We start from the raw sequence: 25,598 nt of genomic DNA on the forward strand, positions 1-25,598 counted from the left end.
ATATAAGGCTTTAATTCCGTTATCTTCTGATACTCTAACTATTCGGCCAATTGTTCAAGTTATTTTTACATGATTCCATTGCTGTCAACTAGAGAAATTTGGGCAAAGAAAAACAGCCCACATCGTGTAGCTGAAAAATACTCACTCATTTCTGTGGATATGTGCGATCGCAATGTCTGTTCATCTTTAGCTTGAGCAATTGCATGAAATAGAGTTTGTAATGCAATCATGATTAGCAAATTGTACCCGTTCGAGGTCTAGGCGCAGTATAGCAACCAGACCTATCTTATCTTTAGTCACATCAAGTCTTTTGCTTTGTTTGCTTTTTTGGATTACTTAACCATGACTGTAAATTCTGGCATTGATGATACACAGATATCCGAGCGCTGGATTCAAATTAGTTTTTTTATCGCAGCAGTGTTTTTCAATCTCTGTTTAGCAACCCAAGTATTCAGTGTTGGACTGGCTTACTTTTACAACTCTGATTGGTGGAACATGCATATTTGGCTCGTGCGAGGATATAGCGGACTCTCACTCATTTTGTTGATATGGGTGTTTTCGATGCCGTTTCCCCGAAGAGTCCAGAGCCTTACAGCAAGCATCCCAGTGCTGCTTGGACTGCAATTTCTCACAATTCACTTGAAGACTTCTTTTCCTTTAGCAGTCTTCCACCCACTCATCGGCTTCTCCTTATTTTCTATTTCTACAACCCTAGTTCATCGGACATCACACATCGTATTTCCCAAGCCCAACCAACACTAAGTCCTTAACTTTCAATTCTTTTAGCACTAAGATGTCTCAATACACTCATCCATCCGTTCTCGTTGATACCCAATGGCTTGCAAATCATCTCAACGATCCAAACATCCGCATTGTTGAAGTCGATATCAGCCCAAAGCCATACAAAAATGCTCACATACCTGGTGCTGTCTTCTGGAACTTCTTTAGAGATTTACTATTGCCCGATTTTAAAATGAATTGGGATACGCGAGCTTTTGAGAAGCTGATGGCACGTTCAGGCATCACCAATGACACGACAGTGATTGCCTATGGCAGTTATCCTGGAACAGGAGCTTGGATTTTCTGGTTATTGAAAGTCTTTGGGCATGAGAATGTACGAGTTCTCAATGGCGGCTACCAGAAATGGAAGTTAGATGGTTGTCCACTGGCAACTGAGTTATCCACGTTTGGTTCCACTGATTACCGTGCCAGAGCTACTGATTCTTCTAGTCTTAGAGTATTACATAATGAAGTTCAGGCATCGATTGGTAGGAGCGATCGCGTTTTGTTAGATGTCCGAACACTTCAAGAATACTGTGGTGAATGGTTTTTCGATCAGCCACCAAAAGAAGGTGAATCGACTGGACATATTCCAGGTGCAGTCCATCTTGAGCATATCTTAACTCTCAATGACGATGGAACTTTTAAATCATTTGACGAATTGAAAAATCTTTATACCTGTAAGGGCATTACGGCTGATAAGGAAGTATTTCCCTACTGTGCCATCGGTGGGCGTTCTGGATATACTTGGTTTGTCTTGAAGTATTTATTAGGCTATGCGAATGTTCGGAATTATGATGGCTCTTGGAATGAGTGGAGCCGCTTGCCTGATGTAACTATAGAGAGGTAGTGAGAGTTGCTTGGGATGCTCCCAATATTACCAATAACCGCACCTTTACGGACGGACACCACTACCGTCAGAAAGATTAAAAGCTCTTAACATTTCGTTACACTAAAGACATCGAGAAGGACGAAAGCAAACCTCTCGAAGCTGAAATCAAAGGTGAACGACATGAATGGCACAATTCGCGTTGGTAATCTCTTCGGAATACCCTTCTATATCCATCCGTCATGGTTTTTAGTTCTGGGTTTAGTAACTTGGAGCTATAGCAGTGGGCTGGCGGCACAATTTCCTCAATTGTCTGCGGGATTAGCTTTGCTATTAGGACTGATGACAGCGCTGATGTTATTTGCCTCTGTCGTCGCCCATGAATTAGGCCACAGTTTCGTTGCAATTCGTCAGGGTATTGATGTCAAATCTATAACACTGTTTATATTTGGCGGTTTGGCTAGCTTAGAAAAAGAGTCGAAAACCCCAGGTGAGGCTTTTTGGGTAGCGATCGCAGGCCCTTTAGTTAGTTTACTACTGTGCGGTATCGTTACAGCTATTGGTGTTACTACTACTGCATCAGGGCCGTTAGCTGCAATTCTTGGTGTTCTAGCTTCTGTGAACTTGGCATTAGCCCTGTTTAACCTCATTCCTGGCTTGCCCTTAGATGGTGGAAATATACTGAAAGCCATCGTTTGGAAAATTACAGGCAATCCTTATAAAGGTGTGACCTTTGCTAGTCGAGTTGGACAAATCTTTGGTTGGGTAGCAATTCTTTCAGGTGTAGTTCCCCTACTATTATTTGGCAGCTTCGGTAACTTCTGGAACTTGTTAATTGGCTTCTTCTTGTTGCAAAATGCTGGTAATGCGGCTCAATTTGCCAGAGTGCAAGAAAAACTCACAGGTTTGACAGCCGAAGATGCTGTAACTCATGATAGCCCGATTGTATCTGGTAATCTTACCCTAAGAGAGTTTGCCGATGAGCGGGTCATCAGTGGACAAAACTGGCATCGATTCTTAGTGACTGACGATGATGGACAATTAGTAGGTGCGATCGCAGTTGATAACTTAAGAAGCATCCCAACAGCATTGTGGTCAGAAACTCAAGTAAAAGAAGTCATGCGAACAATTGCCGAATCTACTACAGTTCAATCTGATCAACCTCTGCTGGAAGTTATGCAGGTGCTTGAACAACAAAAGCTATCTGTGCTTCCTGTGATTCGTGAAAATGGTGTCCTAGTTGGAATTTTAGAAAAAGCTGCAATTATCCAGCTACTTCAAAGCCGAACCCAACCGAACCCTGCATAATAATTACTAATTCGTAATTCGTAATTCGTAATTCGTAATTAAAGCTTCGACTCCACTCAGGTTAAAGGGAAAGGGATAATAAAACCTTTCCCTTTTCCTGACTTTGGTAATTAGATTTAGATAGGGTTGATACCAACAGATAAATTCCAGCCTCCTGCCTTCTTTACCATCTCTGCATTTAAGCTCATCCCATCCCTTTTTAGGGGGTGGGATAACACGAAAGACTGATGACTGATGACGGTTGACGGTTAACAGTTAATGGCGGCGGGGCGGCTATCCCTGACACCCCAAGCAAGTGGGCTTTCCGCCGCCTTGGTGAGAACACGTTGCCAAGTTAATTCTTTTGTATTTTCATCCCAATGCCAGCGTAGTAAATTAGCGGGTTGACTCTTGGCAATTACTGGTAAACCAATCGCTTTTCTCGGTGCATTAGTCGCTAAAGCGATCGCACTTTCTACGTCACAAATTCCCCACTTGGCCAAATTCTGTACTCCCACCAATAACGGTAAAGTTGTCCCTGATAAGGTGCCATCTGGTAGTCGTGCAGTGCCGTTTTTAACTTCAATTTGGCGAGTATCCCAAGGATATACACCATCGGGTAGCCCCAGAGGTGAAAGGGCATCGCTGACGAGGAATAGCCCTTTTTCTTGATAGCTAGCGCGAAGTAAAATTTGCAGCATCGTGGGCGAAACGTGCTGGCCATCAGCAATAAAACCACACATCACATTAGGATGAGTAATTGCTGCCCCTAATAATCCTGGTTCACGATGATGTAATGCCGGCATGGCGTTGAAAGCATGGGTTACCATTGTTGCACCCTCGTCAAAAGCACGTTGCGCTTGGGCCGCTGTTGCCTGAGAATGTCCTAAACTGACAGTAATTCCCAGAGAACGCAAATATGGAATTACTTCACCAGTGGGATCTAACTCCGGCGCTAAGGTAATGACTTTCACAACATGGGCATAATTACCCAAAACCCGCTTTACCCCGTCAATTGTTAGAGGTAACAAATACTCTGCTGGGTGTGCGCCGCGCTTTTGGAAATTCAAAAATGGGCCTTCTAGATGCACTCCGAGAATCTTGGCACCAGCTTGTTGATTGGGGAGAACCTCAGCAAGAATAGCAAGCGATCGCTGAATCTTTTCTACTGAAGTTGTCACAAGTGTTGGTAAAAATCCATCTACCCCAACATCCCACAAAAATTGTGAGATTTCTACCAGCAAGTGAGCATTTTCAGCAGTCAAATCGGGAAATGCCAAACCCAACGCACCGTTAATTTGCAAATCAACGCCACCCAATGAAATCCAGTCGCCAGCAACATCTATTATGGATGCACGGCTGTGCGCCTCTGTTGTAACCATTGGCAAGATTTGCTCAATTATGCCCTCTTGGTTAACCAAGAGCATCTGCAAATCTTTGTAACCAGGCACTCTAGCATTGATAATATCTACAGGATTTTGTGTTGCTTGGGTCATCACACGGGCTAAGGAATAATTAAACCTGACCCGATTTTAGATGGAACCATCGGCTATTAATCCAAAATCCCAGATCCAAAATTCAAAATTCTATGACTCCCTTAGTTGGTATTATCATGGGCAGCGATTCCGATTTGCCCACCATGAAAGATGCGATCGCAGTTTGTGAAGAATTTGGCGTTGAGAGCGAAGTGGCGATCGTTTCTGCTCATCGTACCCCAGAACGCATGGTGCAATATGCTCAACTTGCACACCAACGCGGCATTAAGGTAATTATTGCTGGTGCCGGTGGTGCTGCCCATCTGCCTGGGATGGTAGCGTCTTTAACTCCACTTCCTGTTATCGGTGTTCCTGTACCCACGCGGAACTTACAAGGTGTGGATTCTTTGTATTCTATTTTACAAATGCCTGCGGGTATTCCTGTGGCAACAGTGGCGATCGGTAATGCCAAAAATGCCGGACTTTTAGCAGTACAAATCCTCGCAACTCAGCAACCAGAATTACTAGAAAGAGTTCAACAATATCGCCAAACTCTATGTGAATCAGTAATTGCAAAGCAAGCAAAACTAGAAGAATTAGGCTATGAGCAATATTTACAGCAAATGCTTTAAGATAATTCGTAATTCGTAATTCGTAATTCGTAATGACGCTCGAGTACTCGCTACCGCTAACGTAATTCGGTAAGAAATCTTAACAGCACAACAAGAGGGATGAGGGAGATGGGGAGTCCCCAATTCCCAATCCCCAATCCCCACCAAATTCCAAGATTGAAGCGATCGCTCCAGAATCAATGCAGCATTCTGAAGTATCTTGATCCTGAGGCCTTAGTCAAAAATTGAGAGCTACAAGATCCATGTGCCAATTGCTCGGAATGAACTGCAATGTTCCAACGGATATTTGCTTTTCTTTTGAAGGGTTTTCTGCACGGGGAGGAAAAACAGATCATCATAGCGATGGTTGGGGCATTGCTTTCTTTGAAGGAAAGGGATGTCGGATGTTTTTAGATGCCCAACCTTCTGTTGCTTCTCCTGTTGCGGAGTTGGTGCGGAGTTATCCTATCCACTCAACCCATGTCATAGCCCATATCCGTAAAGCAACTCAGGGTGAAGTTGCCCTACACAACTGCCATCCTTTCCGCAGAGAATTGTGGGGTCAGTATTGGGTGTTTGCCCACAACGGTAATTTACCAAATTTTGAGCCGGAAAATTTGGGCTTTTATCAAGCCGTAGGTGACACCGATAGTGAAAAAGCATTCTGTATGATGCTAGAAACATTGCGATCGCGCTTTCCTGAGGGTAAGCCTGACATTAAAGAACTATATCCTGTACTGCAAGAAACTAGTGATGAAATTGCAAAAATAGGTATATTTAATTACTTATTATCAGATGGAGTACACTTTTTTGCTTATTGCTCAACCAAACTCAGCTACATTGTCCGCCAAGCACCCTTTGCAGCTGCCCATTTAATTGACCAAGACATGACAGTAGATTTTCGGGAAGTGACTACTGAACGCGATCGCGTTGCTGTCATTGCCACCACACCCTTGACTGACAACGAAGTTTGGACACAAATCCAACCGGGAGAATTACTAGTTTTTCAGGATGGACTGCCCCTGAAATATGCATTTAGTTAAGAATCTGATCCTATTGGCGAATTCAAAAATTAACCAGAGATTGTTCCCATTTAGATACTTTCTAGATGGGTTTTGTTTTTCATTACTTGATTTTGTTCCACTGGGTATGAGAATAGACTCTCCTCAAAAATTAGCTATTCTCTAGCAACTTGCTTGATAGATGAAGCAGCAGATTGTGATGACAATTTGATAGTTGAAAATAAAAGCATTTGTAATTCCTCACAGAACTGCTAGAATCACCATATTCTTGATAAAGAATGTGAGGTTTTTTGGTGTTTATAACTAGATACATGGAATCATCCAGTATTATAAACACTATATAACTGTATTCTCATCAATTATTTGTAGATTTAATGGAGGAAATGGAATGAGTTTATGGCAACGCCCACTGAAAAGGTTACAAGCGATGTCTTACGACAAGCTGCTTCACATCTACGCTGAACATAAAACCAATCGGTTCAGACTCAATTCGCTCAAAAGCTTTGTATCACTATTTTTAGTAGGGACTGTTTTGAGTGTGACGCTTGCCGCCTGTTCCGGTGGAACTGGGAGTAATTCTTCCACGGAAGCCCCGACTGCGACTCCTGTGGCTGCAACTAAGGATAATGTTGAACTAACCCTCGTTTCTTTTGCAGTTACCAAAGCGGCTCACGAAGCCATCATTCCTAAATTTGTAGAACAGTGGAAGAAAGATCATAACCAAACTGTTGTCTTCAAGCAAAGCTATGGCGGATCTGGTTCCCAAACTCGCGCCGTTATCGATGGTTTGGAAGCAGATATTGTCCACTTGGCACTAGCTGGAGACACGCAAAAGATTGAGAAAGCTGGCTTGATTCAACCAGGATGGGAGAAAGAAGTTCCCAACAATGCGATCGTCTCCAAATCGGTGGCAGCGTTAATTACTCGTCCAGGTAATCCTAAAGGCATCAAGACTTGGGAAGATTTGGCGAAAGATGATGTAAAACTGATTACTGCTGACCCCAAAACCTCAGGTATTGCTAAGTGGAATTTCCTGGCACTGTGGAACTCCGTCATTAAAACCGGTGGAGATGAGGCGAAAGCGACTGAATTTGTAACCAAGGTTTTCAATAATGTGCCAATCCTAACCAAGGATGCGCGAGAAGCCACAGACACATTTGCCAAGCAAGGTCAGGGAGATGCCTTGATAAACTATGAAAATGAGATTATCTTGGCACAACAAAAGGGCGAAAAGGTTGAGTATGTTGTTCCCGATGTGAATATATCCATCGACAACCCGATCGCAGTGGTAGATAAAAATGTCGATAAGCATGGCAACCGCGAAGTTGCTGAAGGTTTTGTCAAATTCCTCTATACTCCAGAAGCACAAGAAGAGTTTGTTAAATTAGGATTCAGACCTGCAAATGAGCAAGTAGCCCAAACTAAAGCAGCTACAGATAAATTTCCCAAGGTGAAAACTTTGGGTACAGTTTCAGACTTCGGCGGTTGGGAAGCAATTGATCAGAAGTTCTTTGCAGATGGGGGTGTATTTGATAAGATTCAAGCCCAAAAGAAACGCTAAATAATTCGTAATTCGTAATTCGTAATTCGTAATTACGCTCTCTACGTTCTCTGGGGGATACTATGCAAACGCGCAGCGTGTCACAGACAGACGCTACGCGAATGGTGAGAAGTAAGCTACTTAATCCGTAGAGTGTGGGCAAGTTTTATAGGAATTACGAATTAACAATTACGAATGTTGACAAAAAACTTCTTTTGAATTTTAAACTTTGAATTTTTGACTATGACTACTGTATCTCCTTCTTTGGAAGTTGAACGCAAAACACCATTCTGGAAGAGATTGGGGCGGGTTCCCTGGACTTGGCGAATCACCATAGGATACCTGACGGTGATGTTGTTTATTCCCATAGTTGCCATGTTTCTGAAAGCAAGTACGGAACCTCCGGCAAGATTTTGGGCGATCGCAACCAGTGATATTGCATTAGCAACATATAATGTCACTTTTGTTACAGCGCTATTTGCTGCCTTCCTTAATGGCATTTTTGGTACTCTCATTGCATGGGTTCTGGTTCGCTACGACTTTCCCTTAAAACGCTTGATTGACGCCACAGTGGATTTACCTTTTGCCCTACCAACTTCGGTAGCAGGGTTAACACTGGCAACAGTTTACAGTAATAATGGCTGGATAGGTTCGCTCCTAGCACCTCTAGGTATTAAGGTATCGTTTAGCCGGACGGGAGTAGCGGTAGCAATGATATTTATCTCACTACCTTTTATTGTGAGAACTGTACAACCCGTACTTCAGGAAATGGAACATGAAATTGAAGAAGCCGCTTGGTGTCTAGGTGCTTCTCAATGGCAGACCTTCTGGAAAGTGATTTTGCCACCTTTATTTCCGACAATTTTAACTGGTGTTGCCTTGGGTTTTTCCCGTGCAGTTGGGGAATATGGATCAACTGTGATTATCTCTTCCAATACGCCCTATCAAGATTTGATCGCACCTGTGCTGATTTTTCAACGGCTAGAGCAGTATGACTATTCTGGTGCAACAGTAATTGGCATAGTTTTACTATCAATTTCCTTGGTACTGCTATTGGCAATTAATTTCTTACAAGCATGGGCAAGGCGATATGACACTAGATAAGCCAAGTTTTCACTCATCTGCATCTGATACACATACAGCCAAGCCTAAAGAGCAGAAAAGTTGGGTGCCAATAGTTTTGATTGGTATAGCGATCGCCTATTTAGCTTTAGTTCAATACATCCCGGCAATTAACGTTTTTGTCCAAGCCTTCAGCAAAGGAGTTGGGCCGTTTCTGTCCAACCTGACGCGACCAGCCTTTCTCCATGCAGCTTGGCTAACGCTTTTACTGGCCTTGATTTCTCTACCTTTAAATACAGTATTTGGTTTATGTGCAGCTTGGGCGATCGCTCGTCATAAATTCCCTGGACGCGCCATAGTTTTGAGTATTATTGACTTGCCCTTTTCCATCTCGCCCGTAGTCGCAGGATTAATGATTGTGCTCCTCTATGGACGTAATGGGTGGTTTGGCCCTTGGCTTCAGGCACTTGATATCAAGATTATCTTTGCCTTTCCAGGTATGTTGCTGGCTACAGCCTTCGTGAGTATGCCCTTTGTCGCGCGGGAAGTAATTCCTGTTTTAGAGGAATTTGGCAAGGATCAAGAGGAAGCTGCTAGAACTTTAGGTGCGAAAGATTGGCAGATATTTTGGCGCGTCACCTTACCCAGTATCCGTTGGGGCTTACTCTACGGTTTAATTTTGACCAATGCCAGAGCAATGGGTGAATTTGGGGCGGTTTCGGTGGTATCTGGCAACATTGCTGACCAAACCCAGAGCCTACCACTGTTTGTAGAAGACGCTTACAAACAATATGAAACCGAAGCTGCTTTCTCTGCGGCTGTACTGTTAGCATTGCTAGCAGTAGTAACCTTGGTACTCAAGGAAATTCTGGAACGCAAAACCCGCATTAAAGATGTTGAATAGGTTAGGTATGGGGCATGGAACATTGGGCATTGGCTTTCGCCGTGAGCGTCAGCCCAACGGTTATTAATTATTCTCCTTTGCCCTCCAGCCCCCAATCCCCTTGATGGTGACAATCATGACTAGTGACAATACACTTACCAATAAACGAATTCGACTAAAAATTCCCAAAGACTATCATCAGGAACCTGTAATTTCTCGCCTGGTGTCTGACTATGGACTGACTGTGAATATCACGGCAGCGATTTTGGGAGCTAATGCTGTCGGTGATGGTTGGTTTGATCTTGAACTACAAGGAACAGATGCACAAATTCAGAGTGGACTAACTTATCTCCATGACTTGGAGTTGGAAGTCTGGGATGACACTAAAGCAACTGATTGGTAAAAGTTATATCAACACATGGTAGGGGCGTACAGTTAGCTGCACGCCCTCATATCTTTGGCGTTAAAGTACTCCACAATTGATCCTAACTTACGTGAATTTACTGTTTGCTTTTTTGTGTACTTTGTGAGATTGTCCTTTACATAAGAAGTAAATACTTTAAGTCGGTAGAGTTATCGTAATTTAGTAAAAACTAGAAATATGAAAATCTCTATGAGGCTAATATTCAACCAGTCACAGTTGAGTTGCAGGTAGCAAAATTCTCTGCCAAACCCAAAAAGTGCGTAGGCGCAGCCCAACCTAGGCATCGTTATTAGGAATTAATCTGATGTCTCAGAGTAAATCTGTAGAACCTGCTTCAGTTCACAGCCGAATTCTCGTGCCTCAGCGGTATCACAGGCAACCTGTAATTTCCCGGTTGGTGTCTCGTTATGGTTTAACCGTCAATATCAAAGCTGCATCCCTCACATCAGACAGTGACAGCGATGGCTGGTTTGATTTGGAACTTTCGGGAAACCCTCAAAAACTGACAGATAGCCTATCTTACTTGCAACAATTGGGAGTGAATTTGCTGCAACTAGCGATCGCAAACCATATTCAACTCAACCAAGACTCTTTAACTTTCCCACATCCAGCTAGCAAATTGAGTCCCAAGAACTCTGCATGGCTGACAAATCAATGGGAAGAACAATTTCAGCAATGGATTTCTCTAGGTCAAACTAATCGATTGCGCTTGCAACTGTGCGTCTTAAAATCTTATTACGAAGAACCCGTGATTTCCGAGTTAGTTTCTCGTTATGGATTAACAGTCAATATTACCAGTGCAGTACTTCAACCCGATACGGAAGATGACGGCTGGTTTGATTTGGATTTGTGGGGGAGAACAAAGCAACTACACTCTAGCCTGAGTTATTTAGAAAAACTGGGGCTACCGATTTGGTTGGATTTGTCTAGCGTTTATAGCGATGTCTACAACGGGCTACGCCTACGCTAATTAATAAAATAGTCACTATCCAATGGCAGCATTAAATAATCATCAAACCAATTCCCAAACCAGATTATCACTGGTTTCTTCAGTTTATGTAAAAAGCCAAGTCACTCAGATGGGCAAGCCGAATGCTAACGGTGATGGCTGGTTTTGCTGAAATAATCTAAATTTCGTAGTACCAAATTTCTTCTTCTCGTACTACAATTCGATGCAGGGAGAGACGATCAATTAAGCCCTCTTGCTCAAACTGCCCAAGAACACGAGTAATAGTCACACGAGTCGAACCGAGCATTTCCGCCAAGTCTTCATGAGTCAGACGCATATCTATTAAACGTCCCTTCTCCACTTCCGAACCAAACTTTTTGGATAACCACGCCAACAACTTGATCAGCATAGTATCGACTTTTTTATGGCTACGAATAACCATCAATTCTTGAGCCTGTTGGATATGGATAAGTAAAGTTTCTGTTAGTTGAGTCCATTCCTCTAAAGGTAAGACTGTTGCCTCCACTTTAGTTAGGCATTCCATTTGATAAGGTTCTAATTTTGACAAAGCCTTACCAACGATATCTCCAGGCCCCCACAATCCCAGAGCTACAGTTGTACCATCTTCTAGATAGGTAAAAGTCCTGACAAAACCCGTTTCAATTTTCCAGAGTCCATTTTGATACTCTGGCAGAAATGATCTACGGGCAAAAAGTTGCTTAGTATTATTACTGGCTAAAGTAGATAAGCCTGTGTACAAAGACACCATAATATATAACACTATTCTCCGATAAATTAACCGTAGTATTATATTTATATCAGGTTCTAAGAACCTATGGGTATTTTTAAAGAGGAGAGCAGGGGAGACAAGGTGACAAAAGTTAGAACTTGCAACAAGTCTTTCCCTTCCCCTTGTCCCCAATTCTCCTTGTCCCCAATGCCCCATTCCTTAAATTCCTGCACCATCAAGAAAATCTTCAATCATTCCATCAGAATTATTGCTCTTAGGGTTGTCGGTTAGTCCGTCGCCAAGCTCAGTTGGGGACAAACTTGATTGTTCCAACTGCTCGAACTGTTTCTCTAGAGCCTTGACGCGTTCAAATAGAGCGCGGATGACTTCAGCTTCTACGTCGCGTACTTTATCATGATCCAGAACATTGCTAGACAAGTTGTTCTGACGAGTTACGCGCCCTGGAATCCCGACTACAGTAGTGTTACTGGGCACATTTCGTAGCACCACAGAACCGGCTCCAATACGGACGCGATCGCCAATTTGAATATTTCCCAATACCTTCGCACCCGCTCCCACAACTACATGAGAGCCTAAAGTCGGATGACGTTTGCCGCTTTCTTTCCCAGTCCCGCCAAGGGTGACACCTTGATAAATTAGAGCATGGTCACCCACGATCGCTGTCTCACCAATTACAACTCCCATACCGTGGTCTATAAACACTCCCTGGCCAATTAATGCCCCAGGATGGATTTCAATGCCAGTTAGAAACCTACTAATATGAGAGATCAACCGAGGTATGAAGGGAATTCCAATTTTATGCAGCCAGTGTGCCAATCGATGAAACACTAGCGCCTGGAATCCAGGGTAACAGAACAATACTTCTAGCCAGTTACGGGCTGCTGGGTCACGCTCAAAAATGGTTCGCAAATCAGTTAGTAGCATACTCTGTTGATGTTTTCGTTGGTAGGTGAGGCTCTGAAAACAGAAACTCAGGATAATTCCCATAAAAAGATCGAGTCATTCATGGGAATTGTGTAAGATACAATCTACGGTAAGTCGGTAGTGTAAAGTGCTTTTGTGGGTAATTAAGTGGGATGCTATCACATTCCACACTTTGATAAAAATTAATTTCGTACAAACTGCGATAAGTCTCCCGATTCACCGTAGTATATTGAGTACAGTCTTGAATAGCCAAAACTACGCTCTTTTGGATCTGTCTTCCAAAGTGGAATATGCACTGCTAGCACTCTTAGAACTGGCAAGCCACCACGGGAAAAAACTTCCTCTAACTATGAGCGAGATCACTGCCAAGCAACCCATACCTGAGCGCTATCTGGAACAAATTTTGACCAACCTCCGGCGTGCTGGTTTGGTGGAGAGTCAACGTGGCTCTAAAGGAGGTTTCGTTTTAGTTAGTGAACCTTGGCAGATCACAATGCTAGAAATTGTCACTTTGGTAGAAGGTAAGCGGAAAGAGAAAGATCCCTCTGACTCTCCGACTCTGGAAAAGACTCTGGTTTATAAAGTTTGGGAGCAAGCCAACGCTGCTTCAATTGAAGTTTTGGATCGCTATACACTCCAAGACTTGTGCCAGGAAAGGGAAACTCGCGCCCAGCAAGGTCCCATGTATTATATTTAGTCACCAAGGAGTAATCATATGCGGATAGCGAAAGATATCACAGAGTTAATCGGACGAACTCCTTTAGTTCAATTAAACAAGATTCCCCAAGCTTCAGGAGCGGTTGCTCGGATTGTGGTGAAGCTAGAAAGCATGAATCCAGCATCTTCTGTGAAAGACCGGATTGGTGCGAGTATGGTGGAAGTGGCGGAGGAAGCAGGCTTAATTCACCCTGGAAAAACCGTTTTAGTGGAGCCGACTTCTGGAAATACAGGAATTGCGCTGGCGATGGTAGCGGCCGCCAAGGGGTACCATCTTATTCTAACGATGCCTGACACAATGAGCCAGGAAAGACGATCCATGCTCAAAGCTTATGGCGCTCAACTAGAGTTAACGCCAGGGGTAGAAGGGATGCGAGGGGCGATCGGTCGTGCAGAGCAGATTTTAGCTCAAACGCCCAATGCTTATATGTTGCAGCAGTTCCGCAACCCGGCTAACCCGAAAGTTCACGCCGAAACCACAGCAGAAGAAATTTGGGATGATACCGATGGAGAAGTCGATATTCTCGTCGCGGGAGTGGGTACTGGTGGGACGATTACGGGAGTTGCAGAAGTCATTAAAAAACGGAAGTCGAGTTTCCAAGCGATCGCAGTTGAACCAAGCAGCAGCCCAGTATTAGCAGGCGGTAAATCAGGGCCTCACAAAATTCAGGGTATCGGCGCGGGATTTGTCCCAGCAATTTACCGTCCAGAACTGGTGGATGAAGTGATTCAGGTAGCAGATGAGGAGGCGATCGCTTACAGCCGTCGTCTAGCAAAAGAAGAAGGATTGCTATCTGGTATTTCTACTGGCGCTGCGTTGTATGCGGCTATTCAAGTGGCACAGCGGCCACAAAATGCAGGTCGCCTGATCGTCATGGTACAGCCTAGCTTCGGCGAACGCTACCTCAGTACCTCACTATTCAAAGACCCAGAGGAGAATGAGTGGTTGAGTAAAGTTTGATTCCAGATACCAATTTTAGATTTTGATCTAAGTAGCTAGGCGTAAATAAATTAAATTTTGTAGTAACGATTTTAGTACTGATAATTATTGTTTTTATCGATGAATTACTTACTACAAACTAGAATTTTATTGGATGTTTAATTCTGTCTACCTACTTAAATCTAAATCTAAAATTGGCTGGGTTTTCTACTATAATTTCGCCAGTTTCATCGACACTTACATTATTTTTTACCAAAGTTATCAAGCAGAAACGAGGTGTATGGGCACGGCAGTGCCCATACATGTCATTGAATAATTACTTTGTCTATTTTAAAGCTTAGTTGTGCCAGAAGATTAATTTGGTATGGTGGTAAATCGTAGATTCTAAAAATCCAGCATGAGTAAGCTAGGGACAGCCTTCAGTGAAGGGATAATTGCTTTCATAGCCACTAACATAGATGACATCCTTATCTTGTTAATATTTTTTTCACAGATAGATGTTAATTTTCGGCGGCGGCATATCTTACTCGGTCAATATCTGGGTTTTGCAGCTATTATCTTCGCTAGCTTACCAGGATTTTTTGGTGGATTGGTCGTACAGCGAGAATGGATAGGATTGCTAGGGCTGCTACCAATAGTAATTGGAATTCAACAATTAGTATCTAGAAAAGAAGAAACTACAACAGTTCAGACAGTCAGTAGTAATTTCAGGCAGTCCACACATACTAACCCGGTATTATCTTTTGTTTTGAGTATTTTGCATCCCCAAACCTATAAAGTAGCAGCAGTAACGATCGCTAATGGTGGTGACAATATTAGTATATATATCCCTTTATTCGCTGGTCACGATCTTACCAGCTTGGGAGTAATTCTAAGTATATTTTTTATCATGGTAGGGGTTTGGTGTGCGATCGCTTATTTTTTAAGCCGTCAACCTACCATTGCTGATGTTTTAAGTCGCTACGGTAAAGCTGTCGTACCTTTTGTGTTAATTGGCTTGGGTTTGTTCATTATGTATGAACGAGGTACATTCACTCTACTACCTTGGATGCCATCTTTTTGAATAGTAAGTGAGCAGCGAAAAGTAAGCATGATCAAACGTCCAGCGTATTCGCGTTTTATATCACTAGATTATCTGGAGAATATACCGCAGCAGGTTAAACTCTTAAGATTGATTGCTAAAAAAATTACCTAAAAGTTAATAACAATAGGGATAATTCACCATACGGATAATTCAAAACCTTGTAGAAAAGATATGTTGCGTCTCTACATCTGGATTCATACTGCAATTGGGAAACGCCGTGAAAGTGATTACAATACTCAAGTTAAATCTGATTCCCTAATCTAATTACTCATGGAAAATTTTGTTTTTTACAACCCAGTCAAAATCCTGTTTGGCAAAGGTCAAATCGCCAATATTGCTGCTGAAATTCCTGCTGATGCCAAAATTCTCATTACTTACGGTGGGGGTAGCATTAAAACTAACGGCGTTTATGACCAGGTGAAGTCTGCGTTGGCTGGACGGAATGTAGTTGAGTTTGGTGGAATTGAACCCAATCCTCACCTGGAAACATTACTGAAAGCGGTTGAAGTAGTGCGGAATGAGGGCATAGACTTTTTACTCGCGGTAGGTGGTGGTTCAGTTCTTGATGGTACTAAGTTTATTGCAGCTGCGGTTCCCTTTGTTGGCGATCCTTGGGACATCCTCGCAAAGAACGCACCTGTAAAGGCAGCTGTGCCCTTCGGTACAGTTTTGACTTTACCTGCAACCGGCTCGGAAATGAATACGAACTCGGTTATCACTAAGTGGGAAACTCAAGAAAAACTACCTTTCAGCAGCCCTTTGGTATTTCCCCGTTTTTCTGTTCTCGACCCAGAAACGACTTTTTCCCTACCTGTGCGGCAAATTAGCAATGGAATTGTTGATGCTTACGTCCATGTGATGGAACAGTATTTGACTTATTCAGTTAATGCACCATTACAAGACCGGATGGCTGAATCAATCTTGAAAACACTGATTGAGGAGGGGCCAAAAACCCTAGCTAATCCTCAAGACTACTATGCACGGGCTAATGTGATGTGGTCTGCGACGTTGGCACTCAATGGGCTAATTGGTGCAGGAGTACCCCAGGATTGGGCAACCCACATGATTGGGCACGAATTGACAGCACTACATGGTTTGGATCATGCTCAAACTTTGGCTATTGTACTACCCAGCACTTTGACAATTAAGCGCGATCGCAAATGGCAAAAACTCTTACAGTATGCCCAGCGAGTTTGGGGGATTGTCGATGGTAGTGAGGAAGCACGGGTTACTGAAGCGATCGCTAAAACTCGCAATTTCTTTGAGTCCGTCGGTGTACGGACTCGCTTGTCTGACTACGGTGTTGGACTAGATACCATTCCTGTAATTATTGAGCGGTTTGAAAAGCGTGGTTCTGTAGCTTTGGGCGAATACAAAGATATTAATTCTCAGATAGTCGAACAGATTTTAACTCTTTCAGCATAAGGAGTGGTGAGTGTTGAGTGGGGAATCTGACTCAGCCCTCACCACGGACTAAACGTCCCGCTAACGGAATTGTTTTGCCCAATGCCCAATTCTAGAGAGAACTACCCTGCATAAGGGTTACCAATTCTGTCTACAGAGACATTGGAGGATAATGGCAAACGACCTGGATTTAAGCGTGGTTCTGCTGCATAGCCAACAGGAACTAAAACAGCGATCGCTAAATCTGGATTGTCCTCAGCACCAATCACTTGCTTTACTTGATCCTCAATCCAACCATTCATAAAACAAGTCGATAATCCCAGACTTTCTGCTGCTAACACCAAATGGGTAGCGGCAATGATCGCATCTTTGATGGCATATTCGCGTCGCTTGTCGCCTAGCCCAGCTTGAAATTGCGGGACGGCGGTTTTAAAATAATTTATCGTGCCTTCACTCCATGCCCCAGTTTCAGTTGCCCGCTCAAAAATTGGGGTCAAGTCTTGTTCGCCTGCGTTAGGATTGGCGGCAAAGACAAAGGTCACAGGTGCTTGGACAATTTGCTGCTGATTCCATGATGCTGCTGATAGTGCTGCCTTTTGCGCTTCATCTTGCACGAGAATAATTTGCCAGTCCTGGATATTAAAGCTGCTGGGCGCTGCCACAGTTAACTCTACCAGTTGCTTGAGCAGTTCTGGGGCGATGGGGTCTGTTTTAAAAGTTTTGATGGAACGACGTTTAGCGATCGCACTGGGTACATCTAAAGGTTGGATTTGAGTGATAGGACTCATAAGATTCTCCTGATAGTTGAGTTATGACCAAATAATTCGTAATTACGCTCTCTATGAGATGCTCCCACGCCGGGATACGCAGACTTGCTACCGCTGCGCCAACGTAATTAGGATACAAGCGAATGTATTTATTCATGAAACAAAAATAAAAATTATTCTTGATTTCAGAATCAACAACTTGTCTACGACACGCCCAAGAGACAGTCATGAAGTCTTAAATTACGAATTACGTTAGCGTAGCGGTAGCGAGTCCGCGAGCGTCATTACGAATTATGCCTTAGCTACCGTTTCATTAGTAGCTGACCAAAATGGATAGTCTGTATATCCTGTTTCATCGCCACCATAAAAGGTTGCTTGATTTGCTTCATTTAGTGGTGCATTTAAAGCCAAGCGTCGGGGTAAATCTGGATTTGATATAAATAATGTGCCAAAGGCAACTAAATCTGCTGCTTTATTTGCCAGTACAGCATCGCCTTTTTCACGGGTATAACCACCATTGACAATGAGTGTACCTGTAAAGCGATCGCGTATATGACTAGTGGGGACAATTATCCCGCCATGTCTAATATCTGCCTCTGTTGCCTCATAAATATGCAGATATGCCAAATTAAACTGGTTTAACGCTTGAGCCGCATAACCGAATGTCTCCAAGGGGTTGGAGTCACCCATATCATTAAAAGTCCCACTGGGAGATAAACGTACCCCTACTCGGTTAGAATCCCACACAGTAGTTATCGCCTCTGTGACTTCTAACAGTAGTCGGGCGCGATTCTCAATGGAACCCCCATATTTATCTGTACGTTGATTGGTGCGATCGCGGAGAAATTGATCTATTAAATAACCATTAGCTGAGTGAATTTCTACCCCATCAAACCCAGCCGCTAGGGCATTTGCCGCTCCCTGACGGTACTGCTCAACTATCTGCGGTATTTCCGACGTTTCTAAAGCACGGGGAGTTAAAAAGGGTTTTGGCCCCTCATAAGTTGCGGCCTCACCTTTAGGAACAATGGCAGAAGGTGCCACAGGTAAAACTCCATTCGGTTGTAAGTCAGGATGAGAAATCCTGCCTACGTGCCATAGTTGCAGAAAAATTCTCCCTCCCTGCTGATGTACGGCATCAGTTACTAACTTCCAGCCCTCCACCTGTTCTGGTGAATGAATTCCTGGTGTAGCGGGATAGCCCTGTCCTTCAGGAGTTACCTGTGTTGCTTCCGCAATAATCAGTCCAGCAGAAGCGCGTTGAGTGTAGTAGGTAGCATTCAGTTGGTGTGGTACGTTTCCCTTTCCTGCCCTGTTTCGGGTTAAGGGTGCCATCACTATCCGGTTAGGTAGTTCTAGATTCCCTAATTGGTAAGAAGAGAATAAGTTTATACCAGTAGTCATGTTACTTTGCTCCAATTAAAAATTCACTCATTCAAAATTCATGCGATGTGCAACTTATCCTTAGAACCCCGCTTCCATTCCTCTCTCCCATAGGGGCAGAGACTTTGATTCTTGCTCCCCAACGCTAGCTCTTAAGAGGGGTTAGGGGTTAGGTTTAAAAGAAAGTTGCACACGAAGGAAAGAGTTTTCCTAAAATCCAATTCTGCGTGCAGTAAATAGACCACGCGGTAGGGCACACAGATGTGGTTTAAATACTAAACAATTGACCGAATAACGCCACCATCTACCCGCAAAGCTGCACCATTAGTTGCTGATGCTACGGGACTAGAAAGATAAACTACCATCGCTGCTACTTCTTCATTAGTTGCAAAGCGTTTGATTAGGGAACTTGGACGCACATTTTGGAAAAACTCAGCCTCAACTTCTGCTGGACTAATAGCACGTTCTTGCGCCAGCTTGGTGATAAAGTCTTCAACTCCTTCTGAGCGGGTTGGCCCTGGTAGTACAGAGTTTACTGTGACTCCAGTCCCGACAGTGATTTCTGCTAGACCTCGTGCAATGGCAAGTTGCGCTGTTTTAGTTGTGCCGTAGTGAATCATTTCCACCGGAATCTGAATACCAGATTCGCTGGAGATAAAAATTATCCGCCCCCAGTTTTGCTCTAGCTGCTTTTGCAGATATTGCCGACTCAAACGGACTCCACTGAGGACGTTAACCTCAAATATGTTTAACCAGTTTTCATCAGTAATATTAAAAAACGTTTTTGGCTCATAGATACCTAAATTGTTGATGAGAATATCAACCTGAGGAACTTTTTGAAATAGCTGCTTTACCCCTGATGCAGTGCCTACGTCAGCAACAACACCAGAAACTTTCGCTTCGGGAGTATTTTGCTGAATTTTGGCGATCGCTTGAGCTACTCGTTTTTCAGACCGACCGTTGACAATCACTGATGCACCTTCTTGAGCTAACCCAAGGGCGATCGCAAAACCAATACCTGCGGTTGAGCCACTCACCAACGCGGATTTACCGTGCAATTTCAAGTCCATTTCGCTCTTTCCCCATTAGTTGAAACAGAATTTATGGAGAGATGCGATTAATCGCGTCTGTACGGGAGTAGGAGTCATATTTATTCTTACTCCCCTTCCAGCAACAAAAATTTTTCCGCTTCCCTCTCCTACGAGGAGAGGGTTAGGGAGAGGTAGGGAAGGGGTTGGGGGTTAGGTCTTTATTAGACTCAACTGAGAAGACTGCAAACTAAATGCATCTCACAACAGTACCTAGATTAAAGATGCTGTGCTAAGGTCTTATTCAAGGTGGTTTTTGGAACTGCGCCTACGACAGTATCAACCTGGCGACCTCCCTTAAAAACCATCAGCGTCGGGATGCTGCGAATTCCATAGTGGCTGGCAACAGTAGGATTTTGATCTGTGTTCAGCTTCACAAATTTCACCTGTCCTTCGTATTCAGCAGCAACTTCATCGACGACTGGACCCACCATCCGGCAAGGACCGCACCACGGTGCCCAAAAGTCCACTAATACCGGAATTTCACTTTCCAAAACTTCTTGCTTGAATGTGGCTTCTGTGACATTTGTAATGGATGACATAAAATTGCCTTCCTAATTAATTCTATAATTCGATAATATCGAATAATAAAAATATATGCCACCTGATGAGATAATGCAACTATGAGATTTCTTTATCATCCAGATAGAAAAAATATTTCTTTACCGGGCGTGCTGTATGCATTGGGCGATCCAGTGCGGCTAGAGATTGTGCGGCTGCTGGCGACTGAGGGGGAACAATGCTGTGCCAAATTTGATTTTGCGATCGCTAAGTCTACGATGTCCAATCACTTCAAGATTTTGCGGGAGTCGGGGATAGTCTTTACACGCAAAGAAGGGACACACCACATTAACATCCTGCGGCGTGAAGATTTAGAGGTTCTGTTTCCAGGGTTACTGGATGCGGTATTGAAAGCCGCTCAACCATTGTCTGTTGTCCCAGCTAGTACTAAACAAACAGCTTCAAGGATTTAAGGGCATTGGGCATTGGACGATCGCTACCTGTTTAAGAATCTTGTTGTTTTTTAATTTGTGTTTCTAAATCAGCAAAAATATTATCTTGTTCAAAAGGGTTCCGCCACCGAAGTCAGCAAAACCATTCCTAAGTATGTCAAAATCTAAGCATTCAAGAAATGTCATAAACAAACTTGCAACCAGGATTTATAACGTCTAGCGAGTTCCTGAACAAAATTAAGTTCTTCACCTTCAAGATTATTAAATAGATTATGATACTGCCAGCCACGCTCATAGCGACTCAGCATTTGTTCTGGAGTAAACCGATATACATCGGCAGTCTGCCAACAAATGGACTCCAGAAAAGGCAGCTTTTTGGGGACAATAACAGGATTATTTCTTGGTGTTGCGGTTGTCATAATTCTTTGAATCAACCACTTTAGGCTTACTTTAATCTTAGATGAGCACTAGCAACTTTGAAATTCAATTTTATCCCAACTATAAATTATCAGAACTGGGATAAACTCTTCCTTTCCAAGCGCCGCCGCGCCCTTGCCAGTGACGGAGTGCTGAGTCTAAAGTCATCAGCGTATAGAGAAATGCGATCGCAGGTAAACTAAATGCTAACCAGGGAGAACATTTATAAAAGCGGATCGTTGGGTAGTAAGCAAAAGCCATCAATAGCCATCCTAATAAACCTGTAAGTGCGATCGCCCAATTGCCCCAAACTACGCCCAGAATTACACACACAGGTGGAACTAGATAAATCAGAGGCATTCCTACTAAAGTTCCCAATAGTAGTAATGGCGAATAATTCAGTTGGGTATAGGCAGTACGAGCAACCATATCCCAAATCGTTGCCAGCGAGTCATAGGGACGCAAACTGTGAGTCAAAGTACTCAATCCTAACCAGATACGCCCTTGACTGGGGATTGGGTATGGGGCATTGCTTATCCCCCTTGTCCCTTTTTCCCCCACTTCCCTACTCCTCTTAACAGCATCAGCTAGGGCGCAATCGTCAATTAAAGCTTGGCGAATGGCTTGAATACCACCGATTCGCTCTAAAGCTTCTCGACTAATCAGAATAGATCCCCCAGCAGCGGCGGCTGTGGGATTGTTTGGATTATTCACCCAGCGGAAGGGATAGAGTTTTTGGAAGAAAAAGACGAAAGCTGGAATAAAAAGTTTTTCCCAAAAGCTTTCACACCTGAGTCGCACCATTACAGAAACTAGGTCTAAATCTTCCTGCACAGCTTTAGCAACGAGCCGGCGAAGATTACCAGGATCATGTTCGATATCTGCGTCGGTCAGCAAAAAATAGTCAGGTGCAAATTTACTAGCGCTTTTTATACCTTGCTCAACAGCCCAAAGTTTGCCCGACCAACCAGGAGGCAGCGATTCGCCTGAGATAATATGCAATTGCTGGGGTTTACCTACAGCATGTGCAACCCCTTCAGCAAAATTTGCTGTCCGGTCTGTGCTGCGATCGTCTACTAAAAACACGTTGAAAGAACCAGGATAATCTTGGAGTAGGAGCGATCGCAAGCTGGTTGGGATCAATTCAGCTTCGTTACGGGCTGGAACAACGGCACAAACTACAGGTAACGATTGTAGCTGAATTTCTGTAACCTCTAATTGCTGGTCTACTCGCCAAAACTGTCCCCAAAAACACAGTAATCCTAACCAAATTATCAAGGATAACAGCATCAATCCTAATACAATTACATCCATAACCTATTGCAAATTCTCAGTGACTCAGACACAATACTATGTCTACCGATAGAGGAAAAAATTTTTTCATCGTATTGCCGTGTTCATAACTAGTGTTGAGTGTTGAGGTTAAATAGTATTTGATGCGAACACAAGACAGGGTAAAAGTCAATCAAGTTGCAGAAGCGATCGCAGCTAGCCAACAATATTTGCTTTCAATTCAAAATCCGGTAGGTTATTGGTGGGCAGAGTTAGAATCCAATGTCACCATAACTGCTGAAGCCGTTCTCCTGCATAAGATTTGGGGAACAGACCAAGGCAGACCTTTACACAAAGTTGAAGCATACCTGCGTCAAGAGCAACGGCAGCATGGCGGCTGGGAACTTTACTACGGTGATGGCGGAGAACTTAGCACCTCGGTTGAAGCCTACATGGCGCTGAGGCTGCTAGGTGTACCAGCAACCGATCCGGCGATGATTAGAGCAAAAGCTTTTATTCTCCAAGGGGGTGGTATCAGCAAAACTCGGATTTTTACCAAGTTGCATCTAGCCTTGATTGGCTGCTACAACTGGCGCGGTATTCCCTCGCTACCACCTTGGATAATGCTGTTGCCCAAAGCTTTTCCAGTTAATATTTACGAAATGTCTAGCTGGGCACGTTCCAGTACTGTACCGTTGTTGATTGTATGCGATCGCAAACCTGTTTTTATCACTGACCCAACTATCAACCTAGATGAACTATACGCTGAAGGTGTAGATCAAGTCCGGTGGGAATTACCTCAAGCTGGCGATTGGACAGATTTATTCCTCACCCTTGATCAGGGCTTCAAGTTAGCAGAAAGTTTGAATTTAGTGCCTTTTCGTGAAGAAGGCATCAAAGCCGCCGAAAAGTGGATTTTAGAGCGACAAGAAGCTACAGGCGACTGGGGCGGCATTATTCCGGCAATGTTGAATTCAATGCTGGCTTTGCGCTGTTTGGATTATGACCCAAGCGATCCCATTGTGGAACGAGGTTTACAAGCAATTGATAACTTTGCTATTGAAACAGAGAATAGCTACCGGGTACAGCCTTGTGTTTCACCCGTTTGGGATACAGCTTGGGCGATGCGTGCTTTGGTAGAATCTGGCATTGCACCAGATCATCCGGCTGTGGTACAAGCTGGAGAATGGTTGTTGCAAAAACAAATTTTAGATTACGGTGATTGGGCTGTCAAAAATCGCCAGGGAAAACCAGGGGCTTGGGCGTTTGAGTTTGACAATCGCTTTTATCCCGATGTAGACGACTCGGCTGTAGTGGTGATGGCACTACATTTGGCGAAACTCCCCAATGAAAAAATCAAGCAGGCTGCGATCGCTCGTGCCCTAAATTGGATTGCATCTATGCAATGTAAACCAGGTGGGTGGGCTGCTTTTGATTTGGATAACGATCAAGATTGGCTTAACTCCATCCCCTATGGCGACTTGAAAGCCATGATCGATCCGAACACAGCAGATGTTACGGCTAGGGTGCTAGAAATGCTGGGTGCTTGTGATTTGTCAATTGATAATTATAATTTGGAGCGATCGCTTACTTATCTTCTGCGCGAACAAGAAACCGAAGGCTGTTGGTTTGGTCGTTGGGGTGTAAATTATATTTACGGTACCAGCGGCGTTTTATCAGCCTTGGCCTTGATTGACCCTCAAAGGCATAAACTCAGTATAGAACGAGGAGCAGCTTGGTTAGTTGGATGTCAAAATCCAGATGGTGGTTGGGGTGAAACTTGCCGCAGCTACGATGACCCCAGTCTTAAAGGAAAAGGAAATAGTACTGCATCTCAAACGGCTTGGGCTTTAATTGGCCTCTTGGCAGAAGGTGAAGCAACTGGTAAATTAGCGCTTGAGGCCATTGAGCGAGGAATTGGCTACCTAGTGGCAACTCAACAGCCTGATGGTACTTGGTTTGAGGCGGATTTTACAGGTACTGGCTTTCCCTGCCATTTTTATCTCAAGTATCATATGTATCAACAATACTTTCCTTTAATCGCGCTAGGTCGCTATCAAGCAGCGATTAGAGAAAATTAGTTTGGATGCCGTGCCCCTACCGGTGTACCTCACATAAACGAGAACCGCTATATTTGAACCACATTTGTTGTAGGGGCACAGCAATGCTGTGCCCGTAGCGCATGGTCTATTTAGCTGAAAATTGCTGTAAAAATAAAAGTGAGGCATAGCCCCACCTTTGATTTTTGACTCAAAACGGTTACAGTACCCGCTTGAAGAAATTCACTAAATCCTCAATGTTCGGTGTGTGAAGTAAATCTACTACTTCTGTAGCTTTTTCAGAAGGTATATAGTCATTTGGGACACCGATGATTGAAGTCCCCAAATTTTGGGCTAATTGATACCAAAAAGCCAATTTATCATTAGCGTTCATTGAAGTATATTCTTCAGTAGGAATCGCTGTTTCCCCTACTTCATCTTGGTTTAGCAACTGACGCAAAGCAAAAAGCTGTTCTGCCTGTGGCAGGTTTTGAATTTTTGCAACTAAATTCGCAGTCCTTTCATTTGGCACATCATTGAGAGCGATCGCTGGAATTTCATCAGCAATTTCAGTATACATTAACGCTAGAACCGTCAGGCGATCGTCTGGACCCAAACTCTGGAATTTTGATACGCTTTGTTCTAAAAAATTGATGTTGGTAGAAGTCATAAACACCTCAAAGCAATTAACTACTTAATTAACTAAAAAAATATTAAGTGAAAATTGTAATCCTGCCTTCAGCCAGTTTGACTATTGCTTTGTTCTGAAACACAGCGAAAGAACATCACTTAATTTTTGTAACTCTGTGCTGCTGGCAACAATCACGCCAAGCAAATAACTGTCATTTGATGTATCAGTCTTGAATTGTGATGGTTCAAATCGGCAGAAGTTTATCTTAGTAATGTATCTATTCTATTAGCTGACTTTTCCCGTTAAGTCTCTTTTGCAAGCTGCCAGCCTTCACAAAGGTCGTGTAATTTTAACCAGCCTCGCCAC

The 25,598-nt window shown here is 43.5% G+C and carries 28 protein-coding genes; 17 read left to right on the forward strand and 11 right to left on the reverse strand.

Going from position 1 to position 25,598, the window contains the following annotated elements; translation table 11 throughout:
* Nucleotides 1-65: 65 nt before the first annotated feature.
* Nucleotides 66-230, reverse strand: coding sequence for a hypothetical protein (locus tag ACEYW6_RS31460; protein WP_412982868.1), 165 nt, complete (start codon nucleotides 228-230; stop codon nucleotides 66-68).
* Between the two features lie 112 nt (nucleotides 231-342).
* On the opposite strand from ACEYW6_RS31460, the gene ACEYW6_RS31465 reads away from it, so the two are divergent.
* The 3 genes from ACEYW6_RS31465 (at nucleotide 343) to ACEYW6_RS31475 (ending at nucleotide 2,917) form a co-directional block, all read left to right on the forward strand.
* On the forward strand, nucleotides 343-762 hold the full coding sequence (locus ACEYW6_RS31465) for a DUF6220 domain-containing protein (RefSeq protein ID WP_412982869.1): 420 nt from the start codon (nucleotides 343-345) through the stop codon (nucleotides 760-762).
* 31 nt (nucleotides 763-793) lie between these two features.
* Nucleotides 794-1,630, forward strand: a complete 837-nt coding sequence (locus ACEYW6_RS31470) for a sulfurtransferase (RefSeq protein ID WP_412982870.1) — start codon at nucleotides 794-796, stop codon at nucleotides 1,628-1,630.
* A gap of 162 nt (nucleotides 1,631-1,792) precedes the next feature.
* Nucleotides 1,793-2,917: a site-2 protease family protein gene (locus ACEYW6_RS31475; protein WP_412982888.1), complete on the forward strand. Its 1,125-nt coding sequence runs from the start codon at nucleotides 1,793-1,795 to the stop codon at nucleotides 2,915-2,917.
* A 248-nt stretch (nucleotides 2,918-3,165) separates the two neighbouring features.
* On the opposite strand, the gene nagA is transcribed toward ACEYW6_RS31475, so the two are convergent.
* Nucleotides 3,166-4,392, reverse strand: coding sequence for an N-acetylglucosamine-6-phosphate deacetylase (gene nagA, locus ACEYW6_RS31480; RefSeq protein ID WP_412982871.1), 1,227 nt, complete (start codon nucleotides 4,390-4,392; stop codon nucleotides 3,166-3,168).
* 92 nt (nucleotides 4,393-4,484) lie between these two features.
* Here nagA and purE point away from each other — a divergent pair, with 92 nt between their 5' ends.
* From purE to ACEYW6_RS31520, 8 genes are all read left to right on the forward strand, one after another.
* Nucleotides 4,485-5,003 carry a 5-(carboxyamino)imidazole ribonucleotide mutase gene (purE, locus tag ACEYW6_RS31485; RefSeq protein WP_190895892.1) on the forward strand — a complete coding sequence of 173 codons (519 nt, stop codon included), beginning with the start codon at nucleotides 4,485-4,487 and terminating at the stop codon, nucleotides 5,001-5,003.
* A 242-nt stretch (nucleotides 5,004-5,245) separates the two neighbouring features.
* Nucleotides 5,246-6,025: a class II glutamine amidotransferase gene (locus tag ACEYW6_RS31490; RefSeq protein ID WP_412982872.1), complete on the forward strand. Its 780-nt coding sequence runs from the start codon at nucleotides 5,246-5,248 to the stop codon at nucleotides 6,023-6,025.
* A 367-nt stretch (nucleotides 6,026-6,392) separates the two neighbouring features.
* The gene (locus ACEYW6_RS31495) at nucleotides 6,393-7,565 is read left to right on the forward strand and encodes a sulfate ABC transporter substrate-binding protein (protein ID WP_412982873.1); all 1,173 of its coding nucleotides are present in this window, start codon (nucleotides 6,393-6,395) and stop codon (nucleotides 7,563-7,565) included.
* A 222-nt stretch (nucleotides 7,566-7,787) separates the two neighbouring features.
* Nucleotides 7,788-8,648 (forward strand): sulfate ABC transporter permease subunit CysT, encoded by an 861-nt coding sequence (gene cysT / locus ACEYW6_RS31500; protein ID WP_190895884.1) that lies wholly within the window; start codon nucleotides 7,788-7,790, stop codon nucleotides 8,646-8,648.
* Nucleotides 8,635-9,510, forward strand: coding sequence for a sulfate ABC transporter permease subunit CysW (gene cysW, locus ACEYW6_RS31505; RefSeq protein ID WP_190895882.1), 876 nt, complete (start codon nucleotides 8,635-8,637; stop codon nucleotides 9,508-9,510). Before cysT ends, cysW begins: the two co-directional genes overlap by 14 nt.
* 115 nt (nucleotides 9,511-9,625) lie before the next feature.
* A complete protein-coding gene (locus tag ACEYW6_RS31510) occupies nucleotides 9,626-9,892 on the forward strand; it encodes an NIL domain-containing protein (RefSeq protein WP_190895880.1) in 267 nt (88 codons plus the stop codon).
* Nucleotides 9,893-10,217: 325 nt separating this feature from the next.
* The gene (locus ACEYW6_RS31515) at nucleotides 10,218-10,883 is read left to right on the forward strand and encodes an NIL domain-containing protein (RefSeq protein WP_412982874.1); all 666 of its coding nucleotides are present in this window, start codon (nucleotides 10,218-10,220) and stop codon (nucleotides 10,881-10,883) included.
* 22 nt (nucleotides 10,884-10,905) lie between these two features.
* On the forward strand, nucleotides 10,906-11,034 hold the full coding sequence (locus ACEYW6_RS31520; RefSeq protein ID WP_412982875.1) for a hypothetical protein: 129 nt from the start codon (nucleotides 10,906-10,908) through the stop codon (nucleotides 11,032-11,034).
* Nucleotides 11,035-11,040: 6 nt separating this feature from the next.
* Here the strand turns inward: ACEYW6_RS31520 and ACEYW6_RS31525 are convergent, their stop codons facing one another.
* Both ACEYW6_RS31525 and cysE read right to left on the reverse strand, forming a co-directional pair.
* The gene (locus ACEYW6_RS31525) at nucleotides 11,041-11,631 is read right to left on the reverse strand and encodes a Crp/Fnr family transcriptional regulator (RefSeq protein WP_412982876.1); all 591 of its coding nucleotides are present in this window, start codon (nucleotides 11,629-11,631) and stop codon (nucleotides 11,041-11,043) included.
* Between the two features lie 180 nt (nucleotides 11,632-11,811).
* Nucleotides 11,812-12,537 (reverse strand): serine O-acetyltransferase, encoded by a 726-nt coding sequence (gene cysE / locus ACEYW6_RS31530; protein WP_412982877.1) that lies wholly within the window; start codon nucleotides 12,535-12,537, stop codon nucleotides 11,812-11,814.
* A 214-nt stretch (nucleotides 12,538-12,751) separates the two neighbouring features.
* On the opposite strand from cysE, the gene ACEYW6_RS31535 reads away from it, so the two are divergent.
* From ACEYW6_RS31535 to ACEYW6_RS31550, 4 genes are all read left to right on the forward strand, one after another.
* Nucleotides 12,752-13,234, forward strand: coding sequence for an RrF2 family transcriptional regulator (locus ACEYW6_RS31535; protein ID WP_412982889.1), 483 nt, complete (start codon nucleotides 12,752-12,754; stop codon nucleotides 13,232-13,234).
* 18 nt (nucleotides 13,235-13,252) lie between these two features.
* A complete protein-coding gene (gene cysK / locus ACEYW6_RS31540) occupies nucleotides 13,253-14,215 on the forward strand; it encodes a cysteine synthase A (RefSeq protein WP_412982878.1) in 963 nt (320 codons plus the stop codon).
* Between the two features lie 376 nt (nucleotides 14,216-14,591).
* Nucleotides 14,592-15,257 (forward strand): cadmium resistance transporter, encoded by a 666-nt coding sequence (locus tag ACEYW6_RS31545; RefSeq protein WP_412982879.1) that lies wholly within the window; start codon nucleotides 14,592-14,594, stop codon nucleotides 15,255-15,257.
* A gap of 291 nt (nucleotides 15,258-15,548) precedes the next feature.
* Entirely contained in the window at nucleotides 15,549-16,703 is a 1,155-nt protein-coding gene (locus ACEYW6_RS31550; protein WP_412982880.1) for an iron-containing alcohol dehydrogenase, read from the forward strand.
* 101 nt (nucleotides 16,704-16,804) lie between these two features.
* On the opposite strand, the gene ACEYW6_RS31555 is transcribed toward ACEYW6_RS31550, so the two are convergent.
* From ACEYW6_RS31555 to trxA, 4 genes are all read right to left on the reverse strand, one after another.
* Nucleotides 16,805-17,470, reverse strand: a complete 666-nt coding sequence (locus ACEYW6_RS31555) for a nitroreductase family protein (RefSeq protein WP_412982881.1) — start codon at nucleotides 17,468-17,470, stop codon at nucleotides 16,805-16,807.
* A 270-nt stretch (nucleotides 17,471-17,740) separates the two neighbouring features.
* Nucleotides 17,741-18,853 carry an alkene reductase gene (locus tag ACEYW6_RS31560; RefSeq protein WP_412982882.1) on the reverse strand — a complete coding sequence of 371 codons (1,113 nt, stop codon included), beginning with the start codon at nucleotides 18,851-18,853 and terminating at the stop codon, nucleotides 17,741-17,743.
* A 254-nt stretch (nucleotides 18,854-19,107) separates the two neighbouring features.
* Nucleotides 19,108-19,902: an SDR family NAD(P)-dependent oxidoreductase gene (locus tag ACEYW6_RS31565; protein WP_412982883.1), complete on the reverse strand. Its 795-nt coding sequence runs from the start codon at nucleotides 19,900-19,902 to the stop codon at nucleotides 19,108-19,110.
* Nucleotides 19,903-20,138: 236 nt separating this feature from the next.
* A complete protein-coding gene (gene trxA, locus ACEYW6_RS31570; protein ID WP_012412473.1) occupies nucleotides 20,139-20,462 on the reverse strand; it encodes a thioredoxin in 324 nt (107 codons plus the stop codon).
* A gap of 81 nt (nucleotides 20,463-20,543) precedes the next feature.
* Here trxA and ACEYW6_RS31575 point away from each other — a divergent pair, with 81 nt between their 5' ends.
* Nucleotides 20,544-20,894 (forward strand): ArsR/SmtB family transcription factor, encoded by a 351-nt coding sequence (locus ACEYW6_RS31575; RefSeq protein WP_190895860.1) that lies wholly within the window; start codon nucleotides 20,544-20,546, stop codon nucleotides 20,892-20,894.
* Nucleotides 20,895-21,055: 161 nt separating this feature from the next.
* Here ACEYW6_RS31575 and ACEYW6_RS31580 read toward each other — a convergent pair whose 3' ends face one another.
* Both ACEYW6_RS31580 and ACEYW6_RS31585 read right to left on the reverse strand, forming a co-directional pair.
* A complete protein-coding gene (locus tag ACEYW6_RS31580) occupies nucleotides 21,056-21,292 on the reverse strand; it encodes a hypothetical protein (protein ID WP_412982884.1) in 237 nt (78 codons plus the stop codon).
* Between the two features lie 79 nt (nucleotides 21,293-21,371).
* Nucleotides 21,372-22,604, reverse strand: coding sequence for a glycosyltransferase (locus ACEYW6_RS31585; protein WP_412982885.1), 1,233 nt, complete (start codon nucleotides 22,602-22,604; stop codon nucleotides 21,372-21,374).
* Nucleotides 22,605-22,726: 122 nt separating this feature from the next.
* On the opposite strand from ACEYW6_RS31585, the gene shc reads away from it, so the two are divergent.
* Nucleotides 22,727-24,643 (forward strand): squalene--hopene cyclase, encoded by a 1,917-nt coding sequence (gene shc, locus ACEYW6_RS31590; protein WP_412982886.1) that lies wholly within the window; start codon nucleotides 22,727-22,729, stop codon nucleotides 24,641-24,643.
* 178 nt (nucleotides 24,644-24,821) lie between these two features.
* On the opposite strand, the gene ACEYW6_RS31595 is transcribed toward shc, so the two are convergent.
* Complete coding sequence (locus ACEYW6_RS31595) at nucleotides 24,822-25,271, reverse strand: orange carotenoid protein N-terminal domain-containing protein (protein WP_412982887.1); 450 nt, start codon at nucleotides 25,269-25,271, stop codon at nucleotides 24,822-24,824.
* Nucleotides 25,272-25,598: the final 327 nt, after the last annotated feature.

Source organism: Nostoc sp. UIC 10607 (assembly GCF_047228265.1).
In the GTDB taxonomy this organism is placed as follows: Bacteria; Cyanobacteriota; Cyanobacteriia; order Cyanobacteriales; family Nostocaceae; genus Nostoc; species Nostoc foliaceum_A.